We start from the raw sequence: 21,274 nt of genomic DNA, 5'->3' as shown, positions 1-21,274 counted from the left end.
AATTAATATATTAGATTAAAATTATAATATTTTATTAAATTTTAATATTGGCCCAAATAGGAAATAAAAAATAAATTATATATAGTCCAGTCAATTTAAATTAATATTAACTGGTTAGAGAGTGAGAAGGAGTTGAGTAAAGCTAGTAAAAAAGAGCAAAAATCTATGCCTAAAAGTTTTATGGAATTATTAGATAAAAAGTTGGGTACAATATTATCGATAGTCTTTGCGATTTTGATCACTGCTATAACAGTATATATTAGGCTAATACCTGCTAAACTTTATGGTATAAGCGTATTAAATGGTAATGATCCATGGATCTTATATTGGTTATCTAACTATTTTTATCATAATGGTTTTAATTTAGCTGGCTTAACAGATGTTAAACTGTTTTGGTACCCATGGGGCAGAAATTTCTTAAAGACCGAATATATAGGGGGAGCCATGCTCATAGCATTTATTACAAAATATGTAACAAGTAAGTTTGGCCTTGATGTTATACAAACGCTTGCTTTGCAACCTGTATTTATGGCAGGATTAAGCACAATATCACTTTTCTTTGCTATATGGAAACTAACCAATTCAAGACTTGCAGGTCTCATATCTTCATTTGCATTTGCATTTTATCCTGGGGCTTTCTTATTTAAGGCTTTTGCAGATTATCCTGGTAAAACTAATGCGGGACTTGCATTCTTTTCTCTTGCGTTCCTTTTCTTTGCACTAGGATATAAGTCATTTAAAAGAATCAGATCTCTTATCTATTTATTTGTTGGAGGATTAATTGCTGGAGCGGTCTCATGGATGTGGGGAGGATATGATTATATAACGCTTTTAATATCGTTAATTTTAATATTAGATCCCTTTATATCAAAGCCTAACTTTAATAATTGGATTAAGCATTTATTCCTTTCAATTGGGTTTGCGATACCTGTAATATTATCACCAGCTGCAGGTTTACACTACTTCACTAAAAGTTTAGGACTCGCAATACCTATATTATTAGTAGTTTATTTAATAGAATCGTATCTTGATAAAATACCTTTAAACAAAATTGGCATAACAAAAAGTTTTAGCTATAAAGTTCATATTTGGGTCATTATTGCTGGAATAGCTATAATAGGAGCAGCTATTTATTCAGATATATTATCTTTCCCATCAAGAGTTTTATTAGCACTTGGTGTTACACCAACATCATCAGTTATAGCCCTTACTGTAGCAGAATATTCAGGAACCAATTTGGCATCAATATTTCAATCATACGGACCTGTTATATTCGTCTCTTCAATAGGGCTAATAGGATTAATTTATTATTTAGCCAAAAAAAGAATAGGTGTACCAACTGAAACATTAATGCTAGCATTTTTTGTAGCAGCGTTTTTATTTTTGTATGGGAATATTAACGAATCGTATTTCTTAGCTTCTGCAAACTATTTCTTCGATATTACAGCCGGAATAACTATTGGAATATTTTTGATGTTTAAAAAAGAAGTGACTTATAAGAAAGGAAAGCAAGTAAGCAAGAATACTGAAATAGATCAGACAGCAATAATAGTTACAATACTATTAGGTATAATTATTGTAGGTTTCGGAATATATTACGGATATCAAGATTATGCAACAATGCAATACATGGCACCTGCATTAAGTACTGGTTGGATGCAGCCTCTAACTTTACAAACACCTACAGGAGCAAAAGTTGTTGTACCATTAAACAATGCTTGGACCAATGCGTTAAACTATCTTAAAGAAAACACAAGCAGCAATGCCCTTGTAATAAGTTGGTGGGATTATGGATATTGGATTACAGTTAATTCTAACAGAACAACAGTAGCTGATGGAGCTACTTTAAATGGTACTCAGATTCAAGTTTTAGCTAGCATTTTAACAGGAAATGAAGATGAGGCATCTGCTTTGTTAAACTATTTACATGCTAAACCAAATAATACTTATCTATTATCATATGATGTTTTTGTTGGAGAATATCAAAATTCAACAGGACAAGTTATAATGTTTCCATATCCAAATATAATAACTTTGAGTCCAAATGCCCAATTTTATGCAATAACCTATGGTATGGGAGATATAGCAAAATCATATCAAATGCTTAGAATTGCATATAAGGTAAATCCATTTTTATCTTCTCCATTATTTACAAACTATACGTCTGAAACAACATATCAAGGCGCAACATTTGTACAGTTCCCAGGATTTGTTGGATCTCCATCACAAAATGTCACAAATGTACTAAACACTTTACTTTATAGTATGATGCTAAATGGTATTGCAAGTCTAAAGCAATATGGAGTATTTGGTCAAGGAGCTGAATTCCTCAAAAACGCTACAAACTTTACACCAACAGCCATAGCTTATGCAACATCATCAGGTTTCGTTCCAGAGCCCGTTACACCAACTCCATTACATCAATTTGTTCCTGTTGCAATATTTGTTTCAAACCCAATAAACGTGAACAATGGAAATTCAGTTTATTTCTATAGCGTTATAGTGTTTCTGTATAAGTGGGTCGGATAAATTTTATAAAACACACCAAAATTTATCTTTAAAGAAATATGAAGTAGAAAACTAAAAAAATAATTTAAAATTCAAAAAATTTTATATTGTAAAACCAATTTAGGATTTAAGCTTAATAGAATTTTTATGAATTTATATTCAATTCTTATACCTTGGGCTTCTCCAAGGTCACAGTGCATAATTTCTTTTTTCATCCTTCTCTTCCTCTTTAGCGGGATAACCCTAACTCATATACGTGGAATTCCACGTATATGGGAAAACCTGCATATCTTGAGGCAAATTTTTAATGATGTTCTCAACTATTTATCTAGAGTGAATCCATATTTCTCACACCTAAAATTCCTTAACCTACTTTTCGGTAAACCCGTCTAGATGGGACTTAGATGTAAAACGTAGGCCTACCTCCTTATGTCTTAGAATCTCTTAGTATGATAAATGTTGTATTTAAGATATATAAGCTTCACGGTTTATTGAACTGTTGCCAATGGCTTTTAGATAAATAAAAATAGTCCTATTTTTTACAATTCTTTGGTGAGTAAAATGCCCTGGTCAATATTAGAGTTATTAAGAAACAACCCAGAAAAACTCAAAGAAAGCATTAAAAAAAGACAAATGGATGTAAATATAATTGACGAAGTAATTAGTTTGGATAATAAATGGAGAAAAGTTTTAACAGAAATAAATGAACTAAGGCACAGACACAACATAGTAAGTAACGCCATAGCTAAAGCTAAAGATGAAGAAAAAAAGAAATTGCTTGAAGAAGCTAAAGAATTAAGGGCTAAGCTTGAAAATGCTGAAAAAGAGCTCAAAGAGATAGAGAATAAAAGAGACTATGCTCTAAGAAATTTACCCAACATTGTTCTAGATGATGTACCAGTAGGAGGTGAAGAAGCCACAGTACCTATAAGATTTTGGGGAAAGGCAAAGGTATACAAAGAATATATAGAACAATTTAAAGAACAAACAGAAAAATATGGACTAAAAGCTGATTATGAAATAATTGATTATAAACCAATAGGTCATGCAGATATGCTTGAAAACGTTTTAAAACTAGGAGACACATTAAAGGCAGCTGAAGTCTCAGGATCAAGATTTTATTATTTGTTTGAAGATATAGTCTGGCTTGATTTCGCTCTTTTATTTTATGCTATTGATAAACTAACATCTAAAGGATACAGTTTAATTTTGCCACCTTATATGCTAAGGTATGATATAATAAATTCAGTTATAGACTTAGCTACTTTTCAGGATGCTATATATAAAATAGAAAACGAAGACCTATATATGATAGCGACGGCAGAACACCCTATTGCTGCCCTATATTATAACGAAGAGTTATATGACGATGAATTACCTAAGAAATATGTTGGATTTAGCCCTGCATTTAGAAAAGAAGCAGGAGCTGGTAATAGAGATTTAAAAGGTATTTTTAGGGTTCATCAATTCCATAAAGTTGAGCAGTTTATATATTCCTTACCAGAAGATAGCAAAAAGTATCATGAAGAGCTTATTTCAAATTCAGAAGAAATTTTTCAAGGATTAGGATTGCCATACAGAGTAGTAAACATTGCTTCTGGAGATTTGGGAGCATGCGCAGTTAAGAAATATGATTTAGAGGTATGGATGCCGGGTCAAGGCAAGTATAGAGAGATGGTTAGCGGAAGCAATTGTACAGATTGGCAAGCCTATAGACTCAACATAAGGCTAGTAAGAAGAAAAGGTATGATTAGGGACTATGTACATACATTAAATAGCACTGGTATTGCATCAACTAGGGCAATAACAGCTATATTAGAAAATTACCAACAATCGGATGGAACAGTTATAATACCTAAGCCTCTTAAAAAATATCTAGAAATGTTTGAAAAAGCACCCAAAGATTTTATAACGCCTAAAAGCAAAAGACCATAAATTTTATAGACTATAGACAAAAGTCTATTTTTACTAGGACTATCCCTTATAAGGTTCCGTCACCAATATATTAAATAGGTGAAAGTAGTGAGCCAAGAAATATATTCTAGAGAATTTAAGGAGAAAAAGATAGAGTTCAAAGTTACAAAAAAGGATGAAAAGGAACTTGAATATTATATTATTTCAACATTTGCTGTAGGCTCTTAAAGATTTTTATTACAAATACATCATTTAGATACTATTAACCTTTCACTATCAAAGGCTTTTATAGAAATATAAACACCAATTAATGTAAATGCTATCATAACAATAAAGTTAATAATCATATAAAGATATTGACCTAATACATAATTTGATATAGCTAATGCTGCATGAGTAAATGGTATAATCAACAGTATAGCTTCTATAAAACGTGGAAGTCTTTGAATATCTACAAATAACGTGCTAAAATAAATAGCAAGAGCTATCATCATAACAAGATAAGACATGGCTTGTGCAGATCTAAGAGATGAACTCCTTAAAACTATTGGTGTTATTATTGCTGCTGTCATTATAACTAGCATAGCACTTACAGAAAATGTTACAAGAATTAGGCCTGCAGTTAGCCTTAAACCTCCTTGTGCTATCATCGATAAATAAATTATAACGCCTAAACTATCAGCTATAGCTGTTATTAAACCAATAACTATTGAAGCAAACATCTTCCCTACAATTATTGTTGTCTTAGGAGCAGGTGTTGATATTAATGTTTCTAAAGTTTTTCTTTCTTTCTCACCGAGTATGCTGTCTCCCATAAAAACAATTGCCGGATTTGCAACAAAAAATAACGAAAATTCTAATAATCTTGCAGAAAAGCTTAGCTCAACTTGAGAAGTTGTTGCAGGTTTCCCAGATGGAAGATAGTAGCCAGTAAATATATTAATTGGATTTAAAAAGTTAGTTGTATTTACTTTTATGCCCGAAATATTAGATAGCTTTTGAACTCTATTTACAACTATATTGTTTTCTACTTGCCCTAATACGGATTCTATTAATGATTCTATCTCATTACTTTGTATGCTTCCAACTAGGCTTTTTAAATAAACTATTCCAACGCCATTTATATTAGAAATATTGCCATAAAAACCTTTAGGAATTATGAGCAATATATTGTAAACATTTGTTGGAGATGTATTAGATATAGTAACGTTTACCTTTAATCCATTGCCTTTCGCGTAGCTAATGAGCTGAGAAGATATGAATCTAGCTATATCGGTTGAATTTTTATCTAGAACTTCTATGTAAACTGTTGTTGTTTGCGCATAAGTCAAGCCGCTTGCAAGCAAAGCAATTGCAGGTAATCCTATAAATGGTATTAATATCATAGCAGCTAAAGTTCTTTTATCTCTGCTCAAATCCAATAACTCTTTCCATATAATAGCTTTAGACTTCATATTTTTCACCAACGGCTTTGATAAAAGCTTCTTCTAGGTTGACTGAGTTAAAATCTTCTATCGCTGATTTAACTGAACCAGAATAAAGTATTGTACCATATGCAATGAATGTTATCCTATCAGCAAGCATTTCTGCTTCAGACATGTTATGCGTCGCTATAACAAATGTGGTTCCACTAGAAGACATTGTTTTAATTAGCTTTCTTATTTTATAGGCAGAAAAAACATCTAAGCCATTTGTTGGCTCATCTAGCAACACAAGCTTTGGATTATGCATTATTGCTCTGGCTATAAGCAATCTCTTCTTCATTCCATTACTATACTCTCCCGCTTTTCTTGAGAGATCTTCATGAGTTAGCTCAGATATTTCAGCTCCTCTCTTTATGAATTTTTCAGCTATTTTCTCATCGCCATTGCTATAAATTAATGCAAAAACTCTTAAATTTTCAAAACCTGTAAGCCTTTCATATGGAGAAGAGTCCTCCGGTACATATCCTAAATATTTACTTATTTCATGTTGATTTTTATTAGGATCAAAACCCAAAACTGATAATTTTCCAGAATCATACTTAAGCAATCCAGCCAATATCCTAAAAAGAGTTGTCTTTCCTGCACCATTATGACCTGCTATTACATGTATTTCTCCATACCTAATTTTTAAGTCAACACCTTTCAGTATTTCTTTTTTACCTATTTTCTTATATATTTTTTCAGCTATTATTGAATAATGCGTATTATTGTCTACAGGAACCTCAACTCCTGGAAGCATTATGTTATTCACTAATATACTCTGAGAAACCTGAAAATTAATAGCATTAATGAAACTAGGTGTATAAATATTGGAAGAGGAGGGGACAACATTAAATGAGTTCCTAGCCAAATATGGTGATAGAGGTTATTATGTATTAAAATCCCTCCTCGATGCATCAAAAACATATAAAAAAGCTAAACTTGGTGATTTTGATTTAAGAGATTTAAAGGACTTTCTTATAAAATATGGTTTAGATTATAACCCAGTTCCTTTATTGGCTAAACTAGAAAAAGAATATCAAATAATAAGGACAACTTATAAATCAGGTTCTCAGCATTGGTGGAATATAATTAATAAAAAGGCATTAGAAGATGCCGTATATGGATATGAAGGAAATTCAGGTAATACCCAAGATCCTAAGCTAAAGTTACTTAAAATACAATTTTATAGTCTTGATCCAGAACATATCTATAATATACTAGAAAAAATATCAAAGAGGAAAAAACTATCATCAGAGGAAAAAGATTTACTTAAAAAGATAGCCTTTAACGATCTACCCATGATAGTTGAATTTTTGACAAAAGCTAAACCTGAATATGAAAATGAGCTTTTAAATGAAATCGATATGGCAGAAAAAATAATTGATATGGCAGAAAGCTTGATAACAAGCCTCAACAAAAAATCAAATAGCATAAAAGAATTTGAATTTGAAGAAACAATAAGCAAAAATAGATTAACTTAAATATTTTATTACCTTATCAACTTCTATAGATTTAGGTAATATTCTTTTATGTTCGCTATCTCTATTCATTTTAAATACTTTTTCATAGACATCAATACTAACACCTGTTAATTCTGATGCCTCTTTTATAGAATAACCTTTATCAATAACTGAATATATTATTAAATCTATCTGGTCATAAGAAATTCCCAGTTCTTTTTCGGCCATTTGCCCACTCCATAGTCTAGGGCTGCTTGGTTTTAATGCCACATTATCTGGTACCCCTAATTTTTGCGCTAACCTTCTAACTTGAGATTTAAGCAAAGAACCTATCGGTAATATATCAACCCCTCCATCGCCATATTTTGTGAAATACCCAATAAAGCTTTCACTTCTATCTCCAGTTCCTAAAACTAGTCTTGACATCTTATTAGCATAATAATACAGAATTGTCATTCTAATTCTAGCTCTAACATTTCCTAAAGGAACTTCATCACTCTCTTGATATATAGGTAATGTTGATCTATATACTTCTACAATCGGAGAAATATCTATTATATGCATTTGACCTCCTAACCTTTTAACTAAATCTTTTGCATCATTTATATCTTCTTTAGGAGTAACATTTACATCTGGCATTATTAGGGCGATAACATTTTCTATACCTATAGCTTCAGCTGCTAAATAATACGCGGTAGCAGAGTCAACTCCACCACTTAATCCTACTACATATCCTTTTTTCCCAGAATTTTCTATTTCATTCTTTATAAATTTTTCAATGTTTTTTCTTGCAAATTCATAATCAATGTTTATGACATCATTTATTGTAATCCCCAATTTACCCACCTCTTATTAGGTTTAAAGCACTATCAAGTATTACTCTAGCAAGGTTTTCTTTTAAAGTTTTCTCTACACTTATTATTTTTCCGTTTTTAAATATTAACACTGCTTTATCATAAAGACTTGAAAAACCAATTCCTGACAAATTAGCTGGATTTGCAACAACTATGTCTGAATTGTATTTAACTATTTTTTCTTTTGCTTTTTCTATAAGCTCTTCATCACTTTTTATGGATTCTGCTGCAAATGATATTAAGACCTTAGGCCTTTTATATATTGACTTCAATGTTTTTTTAGCAGGAATAAGACTTATGTTATAACTTAATTCACTTCTCATTTTGCCTTCAAACTTTTCAACGTCAAAATCTAATGGAGCTGCAGCCCCTATTATTATATCATAGTTATTTTTAGAAGTAAGTTCAGCAATTTTATTTGCCATTTCTTCTGTTGTATCAACATGATAAGAATTTACAGTATGAGGTATTTGGACTTCAGTATGGCCATGAACTAAATCTACCTCAGCTCCTCTTGAATAAGCCTCTATAGATAATTCTATACCCATTCTTCCAGAGCTCGGATTTGTTATGAATCTAACATCATCGATCCAAGCTCTTGTTGCTCCTGCAGTAATGAGCAATTTTAAGCCCTTCATATCATAACGTCTTAACATATGGGATCCTGTTACTCTTGCAACAAACTGAGGGTCTGGATATTTAGCTACTTCTTCTGCAACATAAGGACTTATTATAAAAACGTAGCTTTGAATTAGCCTTTTTTCTATTTCTTCATATTGCTTTGTATTTTCCATTTTTTCATGCATTGCAGGTACTAATATTATGGGTTTGTTGTATCCCATAAAAGTTATTGCAGTTAAAGATACTGGGTTATCTGTTATGCCATAAGCTATTTTAGACATTGATGAGAATGTAGCTGGGGCGATTAACATTGCATCACACTCTCTTGTTAAAGATATGTGCTCTGTTGCTCCTGTAAGCTTTACAACAGGTTTTATTCCAGTAGCCCAATAAAACATATCAGGACTTATTAGATTGGAGGCCTCTTCACTCATTATAACTTTAACTTTTGCTCCTCTTCTCATTAACCACCTTGCTGTATCTAGTGATCTATAAAGAGAAATACTAGCTGTTACTGCTAGTATAACACACTTATCTTTAAGAGTGTCGCTAAAACTTTTTATTATTGTTGATGATGGATGAAACTTAGATTCTTCTGTTTCCAATATCTAACACCTATTATAGCTTATATTAGTTAAAGATTTAAAACCTAAGCTTAACAATAAACAGCTATTAATATTTAACAATAAAATAGAGACTACACTCTTAAGACAAAAAGGAAGACAAACCTCGATGACTTATAACTTCTTAACCATGACATACGCGTCTTCTCCATTTCTATAATATTCCTTAATAATTCTAACTTCTTCAAAACCCATTTTTTTATATAAGCTTATAGCCTCTTTATTTGAAACTCTTACTTCTAAATAAACCGCTTCTGTTCCATAGTTGTTTTTCATCCTATTAATTGCCTCATTTAACAAAGCCGTTCCAATTCCTTTTTTTCTATATTCTGGAAGGACGGCTATCGATATAACATGACCAACCTTATGTGACTCAGAAAACATATTCTTAAAGGAACTCATTATATCTTCTATGCTTCTTTTCTTTTCTTTAATAAGTTCATTTTCTTTACCATATAACACCGGATCCCTTGCATCTTCGACTCTATTCATTATGTACCCAATAATTTTCTTATCCATTTCAGCAACCAGGAAAATGTCTCCCCATCTTTCTAATACAAATTTGTAAAATCCATACCAATAATTTTCTGGTAATGTCCTTAAATTTACTTCCATTACTTCAGGTATATCGTTTTCATCTGCGTTTCTTATAATGAAATTAATCTCTTGGCTCAATTTTCCACCTTTCTAGTTTAAAATAAAAAAAGAAGAAATATAAAACCATATATTTATTATTTATTATTAAGCAAGACACTCTTAAATGATTTAAGAAATTTCCTATTATGAAAAACTCTATTTTATTTATATCTTATGTTTGCCTGAGATTTTAATATTATTATATTTTAGAACCTTCAAAAATAAAGCTTTTACATAGAGGTTTGTTTTTAGCAAAAAATAAAAATCTACATAAATTAGTATTATAAACGTATATTTAAAAATATTAATTTTTAGATTATAGAATAATTGGGATCAAATTGATAAAAAATGCAATAATTGGTGGCGTTGGTTTTGTTGGCATTAATATAGCTACAGAACTGGCAAAACAAAGCAAAGTTATTGTTATATCTAGAGGATCTTCTATAAAGAAAAGACCAAATATAACAAAAAAGTTAAGAGAAATAGGATCAGAGCTTGTTATTGTAGATAAAATAGATTATCAAAGTTTAAAGGGAATTGATGCAGATAATTTTATATATACTATAGGAAAGCTTTCTGGAGATTTAAAAACCATGATGGATGCGCATGTTTATATTTTAAACGACGTAATTAAAATCTCAAAAGAAACTTCGTCTAGAATAATATATATAAGCAGCATAGCTTCAATAGGTGAAGCTAAGTTTGAAAAAGGTTCTATCATTTATGAGGAAGAAAATCATTTGGACAGTAATTTATTTTCACAAAAAACTCCTTATGAAATCTCAAAGGCAGAAGGTGAGAGATTAATATTAAAGAATAAAAAGGAATTAAATAATAAATATGTTATACTTAGACCATCAACAGTTTTTGGACCGTATGCATATGAACCCCAATGGAAAGCTGTCTATAGCTTATCAAAAAGGAACATAAAGATAAAGATAGGAGGGGAAAATTTAGTATACTCGAAAGATTTAGCAAGGATTGTCAAGTTATCAACGGAAGGGAATTTTGATGGAAAATGGATATATGTTAATTGGCCTCAAAAAGTTGACATTGAAAAGGTATCTTCTTACCTTTGCAATTATTTTAAAAAAAGAAGATGTTTGACAATTCCCTTAAAAGGTTTAATTAAAATTGGAAATTATATTTCTTTACCTTCTTCACCAATAAAGATGATTTATAGATCAATAAAATCCTCTTATATCTATAAAAGTAAATATCTTGACCAATTTAATTTTACTGATTTTGATATAGCATTTAAAGATTTTATTAATTGGGCTGAAAATAATGGATTTAATCCGTAAGATTATTCATGGAATTACTTCTGTTGAATCAGCTGTTGGATCATAATATAGATCTGTTACCTTTATTATGCCTTCTTTAATTAATTGATCTACCTCAGGTATAATAGATAAAACCATTTTTATATATTCTTTGTTAACTTCGTCTATTTCTATAAAGCCTTCTTTTCCCCAGTATGGTTCCATGTGAGCGTAGAGACACCTACCACCGCAATACTTCCTAAATTCACATTTTTTGCAATAATCTGGCATTGGTTCTTCTAATAATTTATATCCATTATATATATCTCCAAGATTTGCCCATTTTTCTCTAACTGCTATTGGGCAAGATAAGATTTTTCCATTTGATAAAACAGTAACAGATCTATAGCCTGCTCCACATGGAGAACCAATGTACCCTTGATGGTAATGAGCACTTAATATTCCAACAAATGGAATTATTTTAATAATCTTTCCTTTTTTTAAGTTTTCTACAAAAAATTTGAGCAGTTTTCTTAAGCCTGGTACATAGTTATTTCTTGCCCATGAAACAAAATCCCATTTATTAGACCAAACAACATCCAATTGCCAATGTATTTTGTCAAATAAGTTTAATTCTATTAAATGAATGACCTCTTCATATATATTTGAATCATTTGTTACAGTCATTCTTGCTATTGTTTCTATATTAGGATTTACATTTTTTATGTATTTTGCAGCTTCTATAACTTTTTTATAAGTTCCCTTTCCTCTATGTTTATCATTTATCTCTTGCCTACCATCTATCGATAATAATGCTACATTAATTTTTTTCCAATAATCCTTAGGTAATACTTTTACTAATAAACCGTTAGTTTGTATTCCAAATCTCGCTTTTTCTAAATTATCTATAACCTTTTCGATAAATTTATAATTTAATAATGGCTCACCGCCATAAAATATTATAGTTGGTGATTTATCTTTTTCAACTAATTTTTTTAAATTTTCAATATTATAGCTTACTTTCCATGGCACTATTTCTTTTGGAAAAGAGCCTCCACAATAGTCGCATTTTAAATTGCATTCGCCTGTTGTTATTATTAGCCACAGCATTATCTCTCACTTAATTATCTAAATAAAAATGGACCGGCCGGGATTTGAACCCGGGGCCTCTCGGGTGCAAGCCGAGCGCTCTTCCAGTCTGAGCTACCGGCCCACGCGATAATTATCGTTTCTCCTAGGATTTAAAAATAATAATAAAAATATCTTATTTACTTGTTATACGCATACTAATAAATTAATAACCTCTAAATTCACATTTACGAGGGAAAGGTGACTGATATGCCAGAAGAAGACTTGCTAAAAAACTATGATAAGCTTTTAGAAAGAGTTTACCAAAAAATACCTCCAAAAAGCGGTACATCTGATCTACAACTTCCAGAGGCACAACTCATAAGAGTAGGAACACAAACTATAATTAAGAATTTTAGAGATATATCACAAAAATTAAAAAGAGATCCTCAGCTTGTTTCAAGATATTTACTTAAAGAATTAGCATCAGCCGGTTCTTATGAAGATTATTCGGGCCAACTAATATTAAATGTAAAGGTATCTAGAAAGGTTATTGAGCAATTATTAGATATTTTTGTAAAATCTTATGTAAAATGCCCAACATGCGGTAGTATAGATACAAAAATAGAACACCGTGGCAAGATATGGGTACTAGTATGCGAAGCCTGTGGGGCCGAACAACCAGTTAAAGCATTTTAATTAATATTTATTTATTTTAAAATATAAAAATAAAATTTAAATAGAATAATAAATACTTATATATTAAATCGTTTATTATTTGTATTTTAAATTAGTTTTTAACCACTTATTATAATTTTTTAATCGGAAACTATAGACTTGGGTGAATGGATTGCCTGATTTACCAACTAAATTTGATGTCATTATTGTCGGAGCAGGACCTTCAGGGTCTTCCGCAGCATATTTACTAGCAAAAAAGGGGTTTAAAGTACTTCTTATAGAAAGAGGGAGAGGATTAGGGGATAAAAACCTCTATGGAGGAAGAGTTTATGCACCACCAATAAGAGAAGTTTGGCCCCAACTAGATAAAGAAGCACCTATACAAAGATGGGTCACTAAAGAAAGAATAAGTATGGTCCAAGGAGATAAAGCCATAACATTTGAATATAAGGCTGAGAAAAAGATTAGCTTTGTCTCATATTTAACGCAGCTAACACAATGGATGTCTAAAAAAGCTGAAGATGCTGGTGCATTATTTGTAACGGAAGTAACCATAGATGAAATAGTAATGAAAGATGGAAAAGCTGTAGGAGTAAGAAGTGGTCCAGATTTCATTGAAGCTGATGTAGTTGTCGACGCTGAAGGAGTTAATAGGCTTTTACTAGAAAGACTAGGTATTGTTGAAAGATTAAAGCCTGATAACATAGCCCTTGGAGTTAAAGAAATACTTAAGGTAGGTGCAAACAACATAGAATCATCATTTAATCTTAATCCAGATGAAGGTGTAGCATGGGTTATTATGGGTGATATAACTAAAGGATTACCAGGAGGAGGCTTCATATATACAAATAAGGATAGCATTAGCATGGGTTTAGTTCTACATCTTAAGCACTCGATAGATTTTATTCAAAACGGAAAATTTGATGAGCACGTATCAAAGCTTATTGAAGAATTTAGGTTTCACCCATATTTTAAGCCTTATTGGAAAGATGCGATAATTTCAGAATACGGAGCTCATTTGACAATAGAAGGGGCAACACACTTCATGCCACAAAAGTTTGCGTATCCCGGATTATTAATCGTAGGCGATGCGGCAGGATTACTATTATCTACAGGATATACCTTTAGAGGGGTAGATTATGCAGTATACAGCGGAAAGCTTGCTGCCGAAGCTGTTGAATTTGCTAGAAACAATGGAGGTTTTACGTATGAGAACCTACAAATATATGATAAAAATGTTAGAAGCAGCTTTATGTATAACGAGCTGTTTAAACATAGGGGAGCTGAACAACTAATGAATGACCCAATATTAATGTCTAAATATCCCTCAATATTAATTAAGGTTATGGAGAAAATGTTCGAAGGAGAATATAAACAAGAAACAGTTTACGATGCATTAATGCAAGCATTAAAAGAAGAAAAGGTTGGACCTTTTGATTTAATTTCTCAGGCTTTTGGGTTGGTGAAAAGCATATGAGCACAAGCACGCAAAGTAGTGAGAAGAAAAAGGAAGAAAAACCAATGAAATTGGAAGATATATTACAGAGCGACATATGGAATGTAGACGAAGATCCTCATATAATCGTTGATTATAACAAATGCGGTAACTGTAAGACAAAACCATGCGTTTATCTCTGCCCAGCTGGTTGTTATGTTTTGTCTGATAATGGAATTGTTTTCAGTTATGAAGGTTGCGTTGAATGCGGAACATGCAGAGTTATATGCCCATTAGAAGCAATTACATGGAATTATCCAAAAAGTGGAAAAGGTATTTTCTATAGGTTTACATGAGGGTGGTATAAATGAGAATTATTGTTGGTATGAAATGGGTTCCGGGTACAACGTCTGTAAGGATTGATCCTAAAACAGGTACTTTGATTAGAGAAGGTGTACCGAGTATTGTAAACCCACATGATATGCCTGCTATAGAATTAGCTTTACAGCTAAAAGATGCTTATGGAGGAGAAGTAATAGCGTTAACTATGTCTCCTCCACCGGCGATAAGAGGATTAGAGTATTTAATAGGAATGGGAGTTGATAGAGCTATATTAGTTTCGGATAGAGTTTATGCTGGAGCAGACACACTAGCAACAAGTTATGTATTAGCAAAAGCCATTGAGAAAATAGATAAAGAAATAGGTAAAGTTGATTTAGTAGTTTTTGGTCAAGAAACTATAGATTCTAGTACTGCACATATAGGAGCGCAAACTGCTAGCTGGCTAGATTGGCCTTATATTTATTATGCTCATAGCGCTAAATTGATAGATAATAACAAAATCCTAGTTGAAAGAGTATTAGAAAATGCCATAGAAGATTGGGAGGTAGATTTACCTGCTGTTATAGCTACCCATATGAAAGCACTAAAACCAAGGCCTGTTAGGCTATTAAATAAAATAAGATACAAAGTTGAGAAGCCTCTCACCACTTGGACAAATAATGAATTAAAGCTTGACCCTAGATGTACAGGCCTAAAAGGATCACCTACAATAGTTGCTAAAACTGTCGATGTACCTGAAGTGCCAAGAAAGAAAGTTATTTATACTCCTAAAGATGGAGAAGATGCTGCAAAATGGCTTATAAAGACTTTAATGGAGGATGAAAAGGCGTCTAAAGCTTTGATTAAAGCTCTAAAGGAAGGGGGTGGAAAGTAATGAGCTCTGCTAAAAGCGATTGCAATGTATGTCCTGAATGGGATTGTCAGAACTTAAATGATTTTAAAAACGTCTGGGTAGTAGGAGAAGTTGATGAGAATGGCTTATCTGAGCCAAGCCTACAGATGCTAACGCCTGCAAATAAAATAGCAACAAAATTAAACACAAAAATCGTAGGATTATTAGTTGGCCATAATGTTAAAAAATATGCTAAAGAATTTATTGAATATGGCGCAGACGAAGTTATTGTCTTGGATGATGAGAGGCTATCAATGTACTCCCCTCATATATATGCCAGAACTATAGCCGAGTTAGCCAAAAAGTACAAACCTGCTGTAATTTTCATTTCAGCTACTATGAAAGGTAGAGAATTAGGGCCATACGTCGCTAATACTCTGAGAGCAGGTATAACGGCTGATTGTACAGATTTCGATGTAGATGAAAAAACAAAAGATGTATTATTAATAAGACCTCCATTTGGTGCTGTATTGCTTGCTTATATAAAAACTCCTACTAGAAGACCTCAAATAGGTACAGCAAGACCTAATGTTTTCAAGTTACCACCCAGGGATCCGAATAGAAAAGGAGAAATTATTGAAGAGAGTATTGATTATATACCTCAGCCAAAAGCTAGATTAGTTTCAAGAAAAACTCTTGCAGTGAATGAAGTCCCAATAGAAAAAGCTGAATTAATAGTTAGCGGAGGAAAAGGGCTTGGAAATATAGAGGGGTTCAAATTATTAGAAGAATTAGCATCTAAAATGAATGCTGCTGTTGCAGGTAGCAGAAAAGCTGTTGATATGGGATGGATACCACATGAAAAACAAGTTGGGCAAACAGGTAAATCTGTTAAACCTATATTATATTTGGCTATAGGAATAAGCGGTGCTGCGCAACATATGTTTGGAATAAGAGAAGCAGAAGTTGTTGTAGCTATTAATAACGATCCTAGCGCGCCAATATTTTCGCAAGCAGATTATGGAATAGTTGGTGACTATAAACAAATAATCCCAGCTCTAATAAAAGAGATAGAATCTCTTAAAAAACAATTAAAAGGAGACTGATTTTTTTGAACAACTTAGAGGAATTTATTTCTTCTTTAAGAAAATATGGTCATCTAACTGGATTTAAGCTAGATATAGAAACAGCAAGAAAAATTGAAGAAATACAACTCAACATAATAAACGATGTAAACAATAAATTAACTAATTTAAATTTAGATGATCTCAACAAGCTAATTTCAGAACTTTCACAAAACGGAACAATGCAAACGTTAATAAAAGAAGTGTCTAAAGCTTTAGGAGAAGAAATAGATATTAATAATGCCGATGAGGCATTTAAAGAGGCTTTGGAAGGTAATATGAATTTTAAAGGAGCAAAGGCATCTTTAATAGCTCTCCAAGCCGTATCTAGACTTTATGCCGAAAAATATAAAGAAAAAAATGGGGAAATCTTAAATTTAACCCCGTATTGTCCTATATGTGGTTCTGAAAGCAAGACAATGGTAAAAGCCAATAATGAATATAAAATGGTTTGTCACTTTTGCGGGTATATATGGAAAGTTTCAGAAAAGAAAATTGTTTGCCCTTATTGCGGAAATAATGAGGAATTCAGCCTAGGAGTTTTCAGCGATAAAGAAGGTAGAGTAGGTTTAGTATATTGCCAGAATTGTAAAACAAGCTGGAGAATAATTCTTGATGAATCAATTAAAGCGCCATCCATAGTACTTCCATTAATTGCTTTAGGAGGAGAGAAGTTTAAAGGGGCATTACCAATTTCTGATTAATAATTTGTTTATTTTTTAATAGATAAATCAAAGCTGTTTATTGTGTTGTTTATAATGTTAACAATATTTAGCCCACTACATGCTTGATATATAGACAAACCATATCCAAATGTTATTAAAGATAATAAAGGGTTATCGAATATACAATTTTTGTAGTTTTGTGACAGTTGAGATAATTTTTTTAATGTATTACTTTGATAGTATTGAACCAACGGCATCCCTATTATTACAAAATATAGCATCATTAAAATTGCTATTAATACAATATTAAGAGCTAAGCTTTCATTTTTATTAAGCAATACTTTTTCTATTCTTTTTAATATCAGTAAATAAGTAATTTCCATAGCAGATCCAGCGAAAGCTAATGTAATTGCGAAAACTACTAAAGATAATGATAATGTTTGATAAGATTTTAATAAATTGGATAATATACCTACTATAATTCCAGAACTCATCAAAATTGGGGGCACGATAATTTCATATGATCTGAAGTACTTAAGGGAAGAGCTAAGTAACTCCAATTTCTTATTTGCTTCTTGAACATTTTCCGTGACATTTCACCATCTATTTGTAAAAAATAGGTAGTTTTATAACTTTCATACTGATTTTCTGGAAATAAAATGTATGACCTCATAAAACAAGGAATCTAACTATTTTGGCTCTACTTCAGTTCTTATATTTAAAATCTTAGAAAGATATTTGGCTATATACCAAGAATCTTGACTTCTTGTACCATCTATTATAACTTTTCTAGGGTTGGATTCCTTTATATATTCTATAATTTCTTTAAATGTTGCATGATCGCTAAAAGACACATTAAACTGATTTTCGCTTACCTTAACTGCAATTCCCCTAAGTTCCCAACCGGTTAACATAATATGAGTACCTTCAAGCCTACTAAAATCCTGATGCCTAAATGTGTGAACAAAAATAATCGAATCACCTTCTACCAATTCTTTATTAAATATCGTTGTATCTCCTAAGTTAACTCCATAATAATTGGATGCTATTTGAGCCATCCTTAAGGTTTTTTCATCTGCTAAAAATTTATTCTTTATACCCCGTTCTCTTAACAATATCATAATTTCCTGCAATTTTCCATTATATCCATAAATCCATATTGGACCTCTTTTTGTATATTCTTCTATTAAGTTCATTAAAGCCCCTAATGCATCCCAATCAGCCCAACCTCTTTGATACTTTAGATTTCCATACGTTGCATCAACTACTAATGTATCTAAGTCTTTTAATGGTTCCGTTCCAGGTAATTTAAAATCTCCAGTATATCCCATTGTTCCATTCTTTGTTTCGACCATAACTTGAGCACTTCCAGCTATATGCCTTGATTTTTTTAATGTTATCTTTTCATCCATTATTTCTATGGTTTTGTCATAATCTAGCTTCATGGCCTTTTCTTCTGGTATATGATAACCCAGTATGTTCAAGAACTCATGCGTTATTGGAGTTGCAACAATAAAAATGCTTTCCTTTATGCTTTTTCTCAAACCTTTCATATGATCCTCGTGAGCATGGGTAACAACTCTTATAGGCCTATTGCTATAACCATCTACTGTAAAATTGTTACCTAACAATATTGCTCCATTCTTATCAATTTTGGCATCCATTTTAGTTCACTTTTATTATTATTAAGCTGAGTTTTATATCTCTAATTTTATATCTTTAACAAACCTGGATAAAACCATTTTTTATTATATTTTTCTTTAAGTTCATCCCACTCAGACAACAACTTAATAGCCTCCAACGCAACTTTAGATGCATTATTAATCCCAACATTCGGAATAAATTCATCTTTTATTCTGTTCGCAATAGCTGCACAAACACAACCTGCTCTTGCATTGAAAATTTGCGAAAGAGTAAATAGTGTTGCAGCTTCCATCTCAAATGCCATTACATTTAACTTCATTAATTCCTCAACTATATTTTCTTTATTTTTTGGTAAATAACCATTAAATCCTGGTCTTCCCTGACCTACATAAAAAGTATCTGTACTAGCAACCAAACCAACATGATATCTTATATTTAAGCTCTCAGCAGCTTGAATCAAAGCATTAACGATTTCAAAGCTTGCTACTGCAGGATATGCCTTTTCAACATAATCACTACTAGCTCCATCGAGCCTATAAGAGCCAGTTCCAATTATCAAATCGCCGATATCTATATATGATTGCAAAGCTCCCGACGTCCCAACCCTTATAAAAGTATTTGAACCAATTCTAAGTAACTCCTCTAATGCTATAGATATCGAAGGACCACCTATACCAGTGCTTGTCACAGATATATCAACACCTTTATATTTCCCATTTGCTGTCCTATACTCTCTATGAGAAGATATTATTTTATACGAATCCATGTAGGAAGTTATTATATCCACTCTATCCGGATCTCCTGGAAGAAGAACGTATTTGGAGACTTCTCCTGATGAAAGAGATATATGATATTGCTTACCTTCTTTTGTTTCGGGTTTTTTAGCACTTATGATTTTTTCATCCATAACACATTCCCTCTAAATTAACTGACCCTCGCTTTCAGCAGGGTATTCATTAATTTTGTAACTATCCCTAGGTATTTTAAACCTAAGTGCAAAAGTTAACAAATCATTATTGTAAGCATTATATTTTATTGCTACCTTCTCTCCATTAATGAATCAACTATAAGAAATCTGAATGTTTATTCAAAGCACGATATTTTTCAGAATTTAAAAAAATTTTCATGTCTTAGAATATAAAATATGTTTTTATTTTATTAGAAATTAATTTAATATAATAAAAATTCTAAAATCTAAAACATCACCTCAAAGGATATAATGAACCCAAAGAAATTGATTAATGGCTCCTTTGTTAGAGGGGATGGTCCCGCCGCGGGGAATTGAACCCCGGACCACCCGGTATCGGCAAAGAAAGGCCGATACAGCCCTGTCCCACTACAGCCGGGCGCTCTGCCGCTGAGCTACGGCGGGCCGGCTTCATTTATAGATAGGTGACTAGGGATTTAAGGATTTTGCTCTTTTTTATAATTAAGTTTAAAATTATTTAACAATTCAATGCAATTATTATAAATTGTGTTCTCATTTATTTTAATCTCGCTCTCTTTTTTATCCATAAAATATCTCAAAGATATTATTTCAATTGTATTTGGTGTTATTGCAATTAAACCTTTACAATTTTCACTTATATTAAAATAACAAAGCTCTACATCTTTTATAGAAATTCTGTTTATACAATCTGGTTTGATATTTATTTCTTCATAATAATCCATAGAATAAATAATTTCTTTATCTGTTATAATTTTAACTCCTTTTTGTTTATTGCTCAAAACAAACTCTTCAATCAAAACATGCACCTAAAAATTTATTCTTTAATTAAAGGAGAAGCTATTGTTAATTGAGAACCACAATAAGGACAGTGGTATCTTAGTCTCTTTGCATCAGCTGCACAAAAATAAGCATCTACAGTTTTTCCACATTTAGGACATACATAAACTACCTCTTCATGCCTTGCATTTGGTTTTTGGCCTGATAAATCTAAGTACCTTCCACAAATACGGCACCTTACTGTTATCCAACCTACATGACCCATTGCATTTGCTCCTTTCGCTAATCCTATTGTCACTTTTCTGCACCTTTATGATTTTTTAGCAATTCGGCTTTAAATGTTTTCCTAATATTTTCAATTTGCTTATATGGATTTAAAAAGTAGGTTTATAATTCCTAATTCTGTATAGCATAAG

21 protein-coding genes and 2 tRNA genes are annotated in these 21,274 nt (G+C 31.8%); 10 read left to right on the top strand and 13 right to left on the bottom strand.

All coding sequences use genetic code 11. The annotated features are described in order from the left end of the window. The first annotated feature begins 132 nt into the window (after window positions 1-132). Both Q0C16_RS05415 and serS read left to right on the top strand, forming a co-directional pair. Window positions 133-2,529, top strand: coding sequence for an STT3 domain-containing protein (locus tag Q0C16_RS05415; RefSeq protein WP_292320226.1), 2,397 nt, complete (start codon window positions 133-135; stop codon window positions 2,527-2,529). Between the two features lie 540 nt (window positions 2,530-3,069). Next, on the top strand, window positions 3,070-4,443 hold the full coding sequence (serS, locus tag Q0C16_RS05410; RefSeq protein WP_292320225.1) for a serine--tRNA ligase: 1,374 nt from the start codon (window positions 3,070-3,072) through the stop codon (window positions 4,441-4,443). Between the two features lie 227 nt (window positions 4,444-4,670). On the opposite strand, the gene Q0C16_RS05405 is transcribed toward serS, so the two are convergent. Next, window positions 4,671-5,876, bottom strand: coding sequence for an ABC transporter permease subunit (locus Q0C16_RS05405; RefSeq protein WP_292320223.1), 1,206 nt, complete (start codon window positions 5,874-5,876; stop codon window positions 4,671-4,673). Further along, a complete protein-coding gene (locus Q0C16_RS05400) occupies window positions 5,866-6,657 on the bottom strand; it encodes an ABC transporter ATP-binding protein (protein ID WP_292320221.1) in 792 nt (263 codons plus the stop codon). The genes Q0C16_RS05405 and Q0C16_RS05400 overlap by 11 nt, the downstream gene beginning before the upstream one ends. Window positions 6,658-6,715: 58 nt before the next feature. Between Q0C16_RS05400 and Q0C16_RS05395 the strand changes: the two genes are divergently transcribed. Continuing rightward, window positions 6,716-7,369: a hypothetical protein gene (locus Q0C16_RS05395; RefSeq protein ID WP_292320219.1), complete on the top strand. Its 654-nt coding sequence runs from the start codon at window positions 6,716-6,718 to the stop codon at window positions 7,367-7,369. Here the strand turns inward: Q0C16_RS05395 and Q0C16_RS05390 are convergent. The 3 genes from Q0C16_RS05390 to rimI all read right to left on the bottom strand — a co-directional run bounded on the left by Q0C16_RS05390 (window position 7,361) and on the right by rimI (window position 10,121). Next, window positions 7,361-8,194, bottom strand: coding sequence for an NAD+ synthase (locus Q0C16_RS05390; RefSeq protein ID WP_292320217.1), 834 nt, complete (start codon window positions 8,192-8,194; stop codon window positions 7,361-7,363). The genes Q0C16_RS05395 and Q0C16_RS05390 overlap by 9 nt on opposite strands. After that, window positions 8,187-9,428, bottom strand: a complete 1,242-nt coding sequence (gene coaBC, locus Q0C16_RS05385) for a bifunctional phosphopantothenoylcysteine decarboxylase/phosphopantothenate--cysteine ligase CoaBC (RefSeq protein ID WP_292320214.1) — start codon at window positions 9,426-9,428, stop codon at window positions 8,187-8,189. The genes Q0C16_RS05390 and coaBC overlap by 8 nt, the downstream gene beginning before the upstream one ends. Window positions 9,429-9,560: 132 nt before the next feature. Continuing rightward, on the bottom strand, window positions 9,561-10,121 hold the full coding sequence (gene rimI, locus Q0C16_RS05380; RefSeq protein WP_292320212.1) for a ribosomal protein S18-alanine N-acetyltransferase: 561 nt from the start codon (window positions 10,119-10,121) through the stop codon (window positions 9,561-9,563). Between the two features lie 299 nt (window positions 10,122-10,420). On the opposite strand from rimI, the gene Q0C16_RS05375 reads away from it, so the two are divergent. Next, window positions 10,421-11,386, top strand: a complete 966-nt coding sequence (locus Q0C16_RS05375; RefSeq protein ID WP_292320210.1) for an NAD-dependent epimerase/dehydratase family protein — start codon at window positions 10,421-10,423, stop codon at window positions 11,384-11,386. 6 nt (window positions 11,387-11,392) lie between these two features. On the opposite strand, the gene Q0C16_RS05370 is transcribed toward Q0C16_RS05375, so the two are convergent. Both Q0C16_RS05370 and Q0C16_RS05365 read right to left on the bottom strand, forming a co-directional pair. After that, complete coding sequence (locus tag Q0C16_RS05370; RefSeq protein WP_292320208.1) at window positions 11,393-12,454, bottom strand: TIGR04084 family radical SAM/SPASM domain-containing protein; 1,062 nt, start codon at window positions 12,452-12,454, stop codon at window positions 11,393-11,395. A gap of 29 nt (window positions 12,455-12,483) precedes the next feature. Continuing rightward, a tRNA-Ala gene (locus Q0C16_RS05365) sits at window positions 12,484-12,557 on the bottom strand. 125 nt (window positions 12,558-12,682) lie between these two features. Here Q0C16_RS05365 and Q0C16_RS05360 point away from each other — a divergent pair. The 6 genes from Q0C16_RS05360 to fdhE all read left to right on the top strand — a co-directional run bounded on the left by Q0C16_RS05360 (window position 12,683) and on the right by fdhE (window position 17,527). After that, window positions 12,683-13,111: a translation initiation factor IF-2 subunit beta gene (locus Q0C16_RS05360; protein WP_292320206.1), complete on the top strand. Its 429-nt coding sequence runs from the start codon at window positions 12,683-12,685 to the stop codon at window positions 13,109-13,111. Window positions 13,112-13,253: 142 nt separating this feature from the next. After that, window positions 13,254-14,567: an FAD-dependent oxidoreductase gene (locus Q0C16_RS05355; RefSeq protein WP_292320204.1), complete on the top strand. Its 1,314-nt coding sequence runs from the start codon at window positions 13,254-13,256 to the stop codon at window positions 14,565-14,567. Continuing rightward, window positions 14,564-14,881: a ferredoxin family protein gene (locus Q0C16_RS05350; RefSeq protein ID WP_292320202.1), complete on the top strand. Its 318-nt coding sequence runs from the start codon at window positions 14,564-14,566 to the stop codon at window positions 14,879-14,881. Before Q0C16_RS05355 ends, Q0C16_RS05350 begins: the two co-directional genes overlap by 4 nt. A gap of 11 nt (window positions 14,882-14,892) precedes the next feature. Then, a complete protein-coding gene (locus Q0C16_RS05345; RefSeq protein ID WP_292320200.1) occupies window positions 14,893-15,741 on the top strand; it encodes an electron transfer flavoprotein subunit beta/FixA family protein in 849 nt (282 codons plus the stop codon). Continuing rightward, a complete protein-coding gene (locus Q0C16_RS05340; protein WP_292320199.1) occupies window positions 15,741-16,805 on the top strand; it encodes an electron transfer flavoprotein subunit alpha/FixB family protein in 1,065 nt (354 codons plus the stop codon). The genes Q0C16_RS05345 and Q0C16_RS05340 overlap by 1 nt, the downstream gene beginning before the upstream one ends. Window positions 16,806-16,810: 5 nt before the next feature. Beyond that, window positions 16,811-17,527, top strand: coding sequence for a formate dehydrogenase accessory protein FdhE (gene fdhE, locus Q0C16_RS05335; RefSeq protein ID WP_292320197.1), 717 nt, complete (start codon window positions 16,811-16,813; stop codon window positions 17,525-17,527). A gap of 8 nt (window positions 17,528-17,535) precedes the next feature. On the opposite strand, the gene Q0C16_RS05330 is transcribed toward fdhE, so the two are convergent. From Q0C16_RS05330 to Q0C16_RS05305, 6 genes are all read right to left on the bottom strand, one after another. Next, window positions 17,536-18,048 (bottom strand): hypothetical protein, encoded by a 513-nt coding sequence (locus Q0C16_RS05330; protein ID WP_292320195.1) that lies wholly within the window; start codon window positions 18,046-18,048, stop codon window positions 17,536-17,538. A 129-nt stretch (window positions 18,049-18,177) separates the two neighbouring features. Then, window positions 18,178-19,152 carry an MBL fold metallo-hydrolase gene (locus tag Q0C16_RS05325; protein WP_292320193.1) on the bottom strand — a complete coding sequence of 325 codons (975 nt, stop codon included), beginning with the start codon at window positions 19,150-19,152 and terminating at the stop codon, window positions 18,178-18,180. 47 nt (window positions 19,153-19,199) lie between these two features. Then, entirely contained in the window at window positions 19,200-20,039 is an 840-nt protein-coding gene (gene udp / locus Q0C16_RS05320) for a uridine phosphorylase (protein WP_292320191.1), read from the bottom strand. 356 nt (window positions 20,040-20,395) lie between these two features. After that, window positions 20,396-20,504, bottom strand: a tRNA-Tyr gene (locus Q0C16_RS05315). Between the two features lie 32 nt (window positions 20,505-20,536). Next, window positions 20,537-20,878, bottom strand: coding sequence for a hypothetical protein (locus tag Q0C16_RS05310; RefSeq protein WP_292320189.1), 342 nt, complete (start codon window positions 20,876-20,878; stop codon window positions 20,537-20,539). A gap of 17 nt (window positions 20,879-20,895) precedes the next feature. Further along, on the bottom strand, window positions 20,896-21,156 hold the full coding sequence (locus Q0C16_RS05305) for a hypothetical protein (protein WP_292320186.1): 261 nt from the start codon (window positions 21,154-21,156) through the stop codon (window positions 20,896-20,898). Window positions 21,157-21,274 lie beyond the last annotated feature (118 nt).

It is taken from the genome of Caldisphaera sp., from assembly GCF_023256325.1.
GTDB lineage: Archaea > Thermoproteota > Thermoprotei_A > Sulfolobales > Acidilobaceae > Caldisphaera.
Note: the sequence above shows the minus strand (reverse complement) of the source record. Positions and strands in the feature narration are given on the sequence as shown.

Coding starts and splice junctions, on each gene's coding strand:
- Q0C16_RS05370 (WP_292320208.1), bottom strand. CDS start 12,454: ATGCTGTGGCTAATAATAACAACAGGCGAATGCAATTTAAAATGCGAC.
- serS (WP_292320225.1), top strand. CDS start 3,070: ATGCCCTGGTCAATATTAGAGTTATTAAGAAACAACCCAGAAAAACTC.
- Q0C16_RS05405 (WP_292320223.1), bottom strand. CDS start 5,876: ATGAAGTCTAAAGCTATTATATGGAAAGAGTTATTGGATTTGAGCAGA.
- udp (WP_292320191.1), bottom strand. CDS start 20,039: ATGGATGAAAAAATCATAAGTGCTAAAAAACCCGAAACAAAAGAAGGT.
- Q0C16_RS05345 (WP_292320200.1), top strand. CDS start 14,893: ATGAGAATTATTGTTGGTATGAAATGGGTTCCGGGTACAACGTCTGTA.
- Q0C16_RS05360 (WP_292320206.1), top strand. CDS start 12,683: ATGCCAGAAGAAGACTTGCTAAAAAACTATGATAAGCTTTTAGAAAGA.
- Q0C16_RS05350 (WP_292320202.1), top strand. CDS start 14,564: ATGAGCACAAGCACGCAAAGTAGTGAGAAGAAAAAGGAAGAAAAACCA.
- Q0C16_RS05340 (WP_292320199.1), top strand. CDS start 15,741: ATGAGCTCTGCTAAAAGCGATTGCAATGTATGTCCTGAATGGGATTGT.
- Q0C16_RS05325 (WP_292320193.1), bottom strand. CDS start 19,152: ATGGATGCCAAAATTGATAAGAATGGAGCAATATTGTTAGGTAACAAT.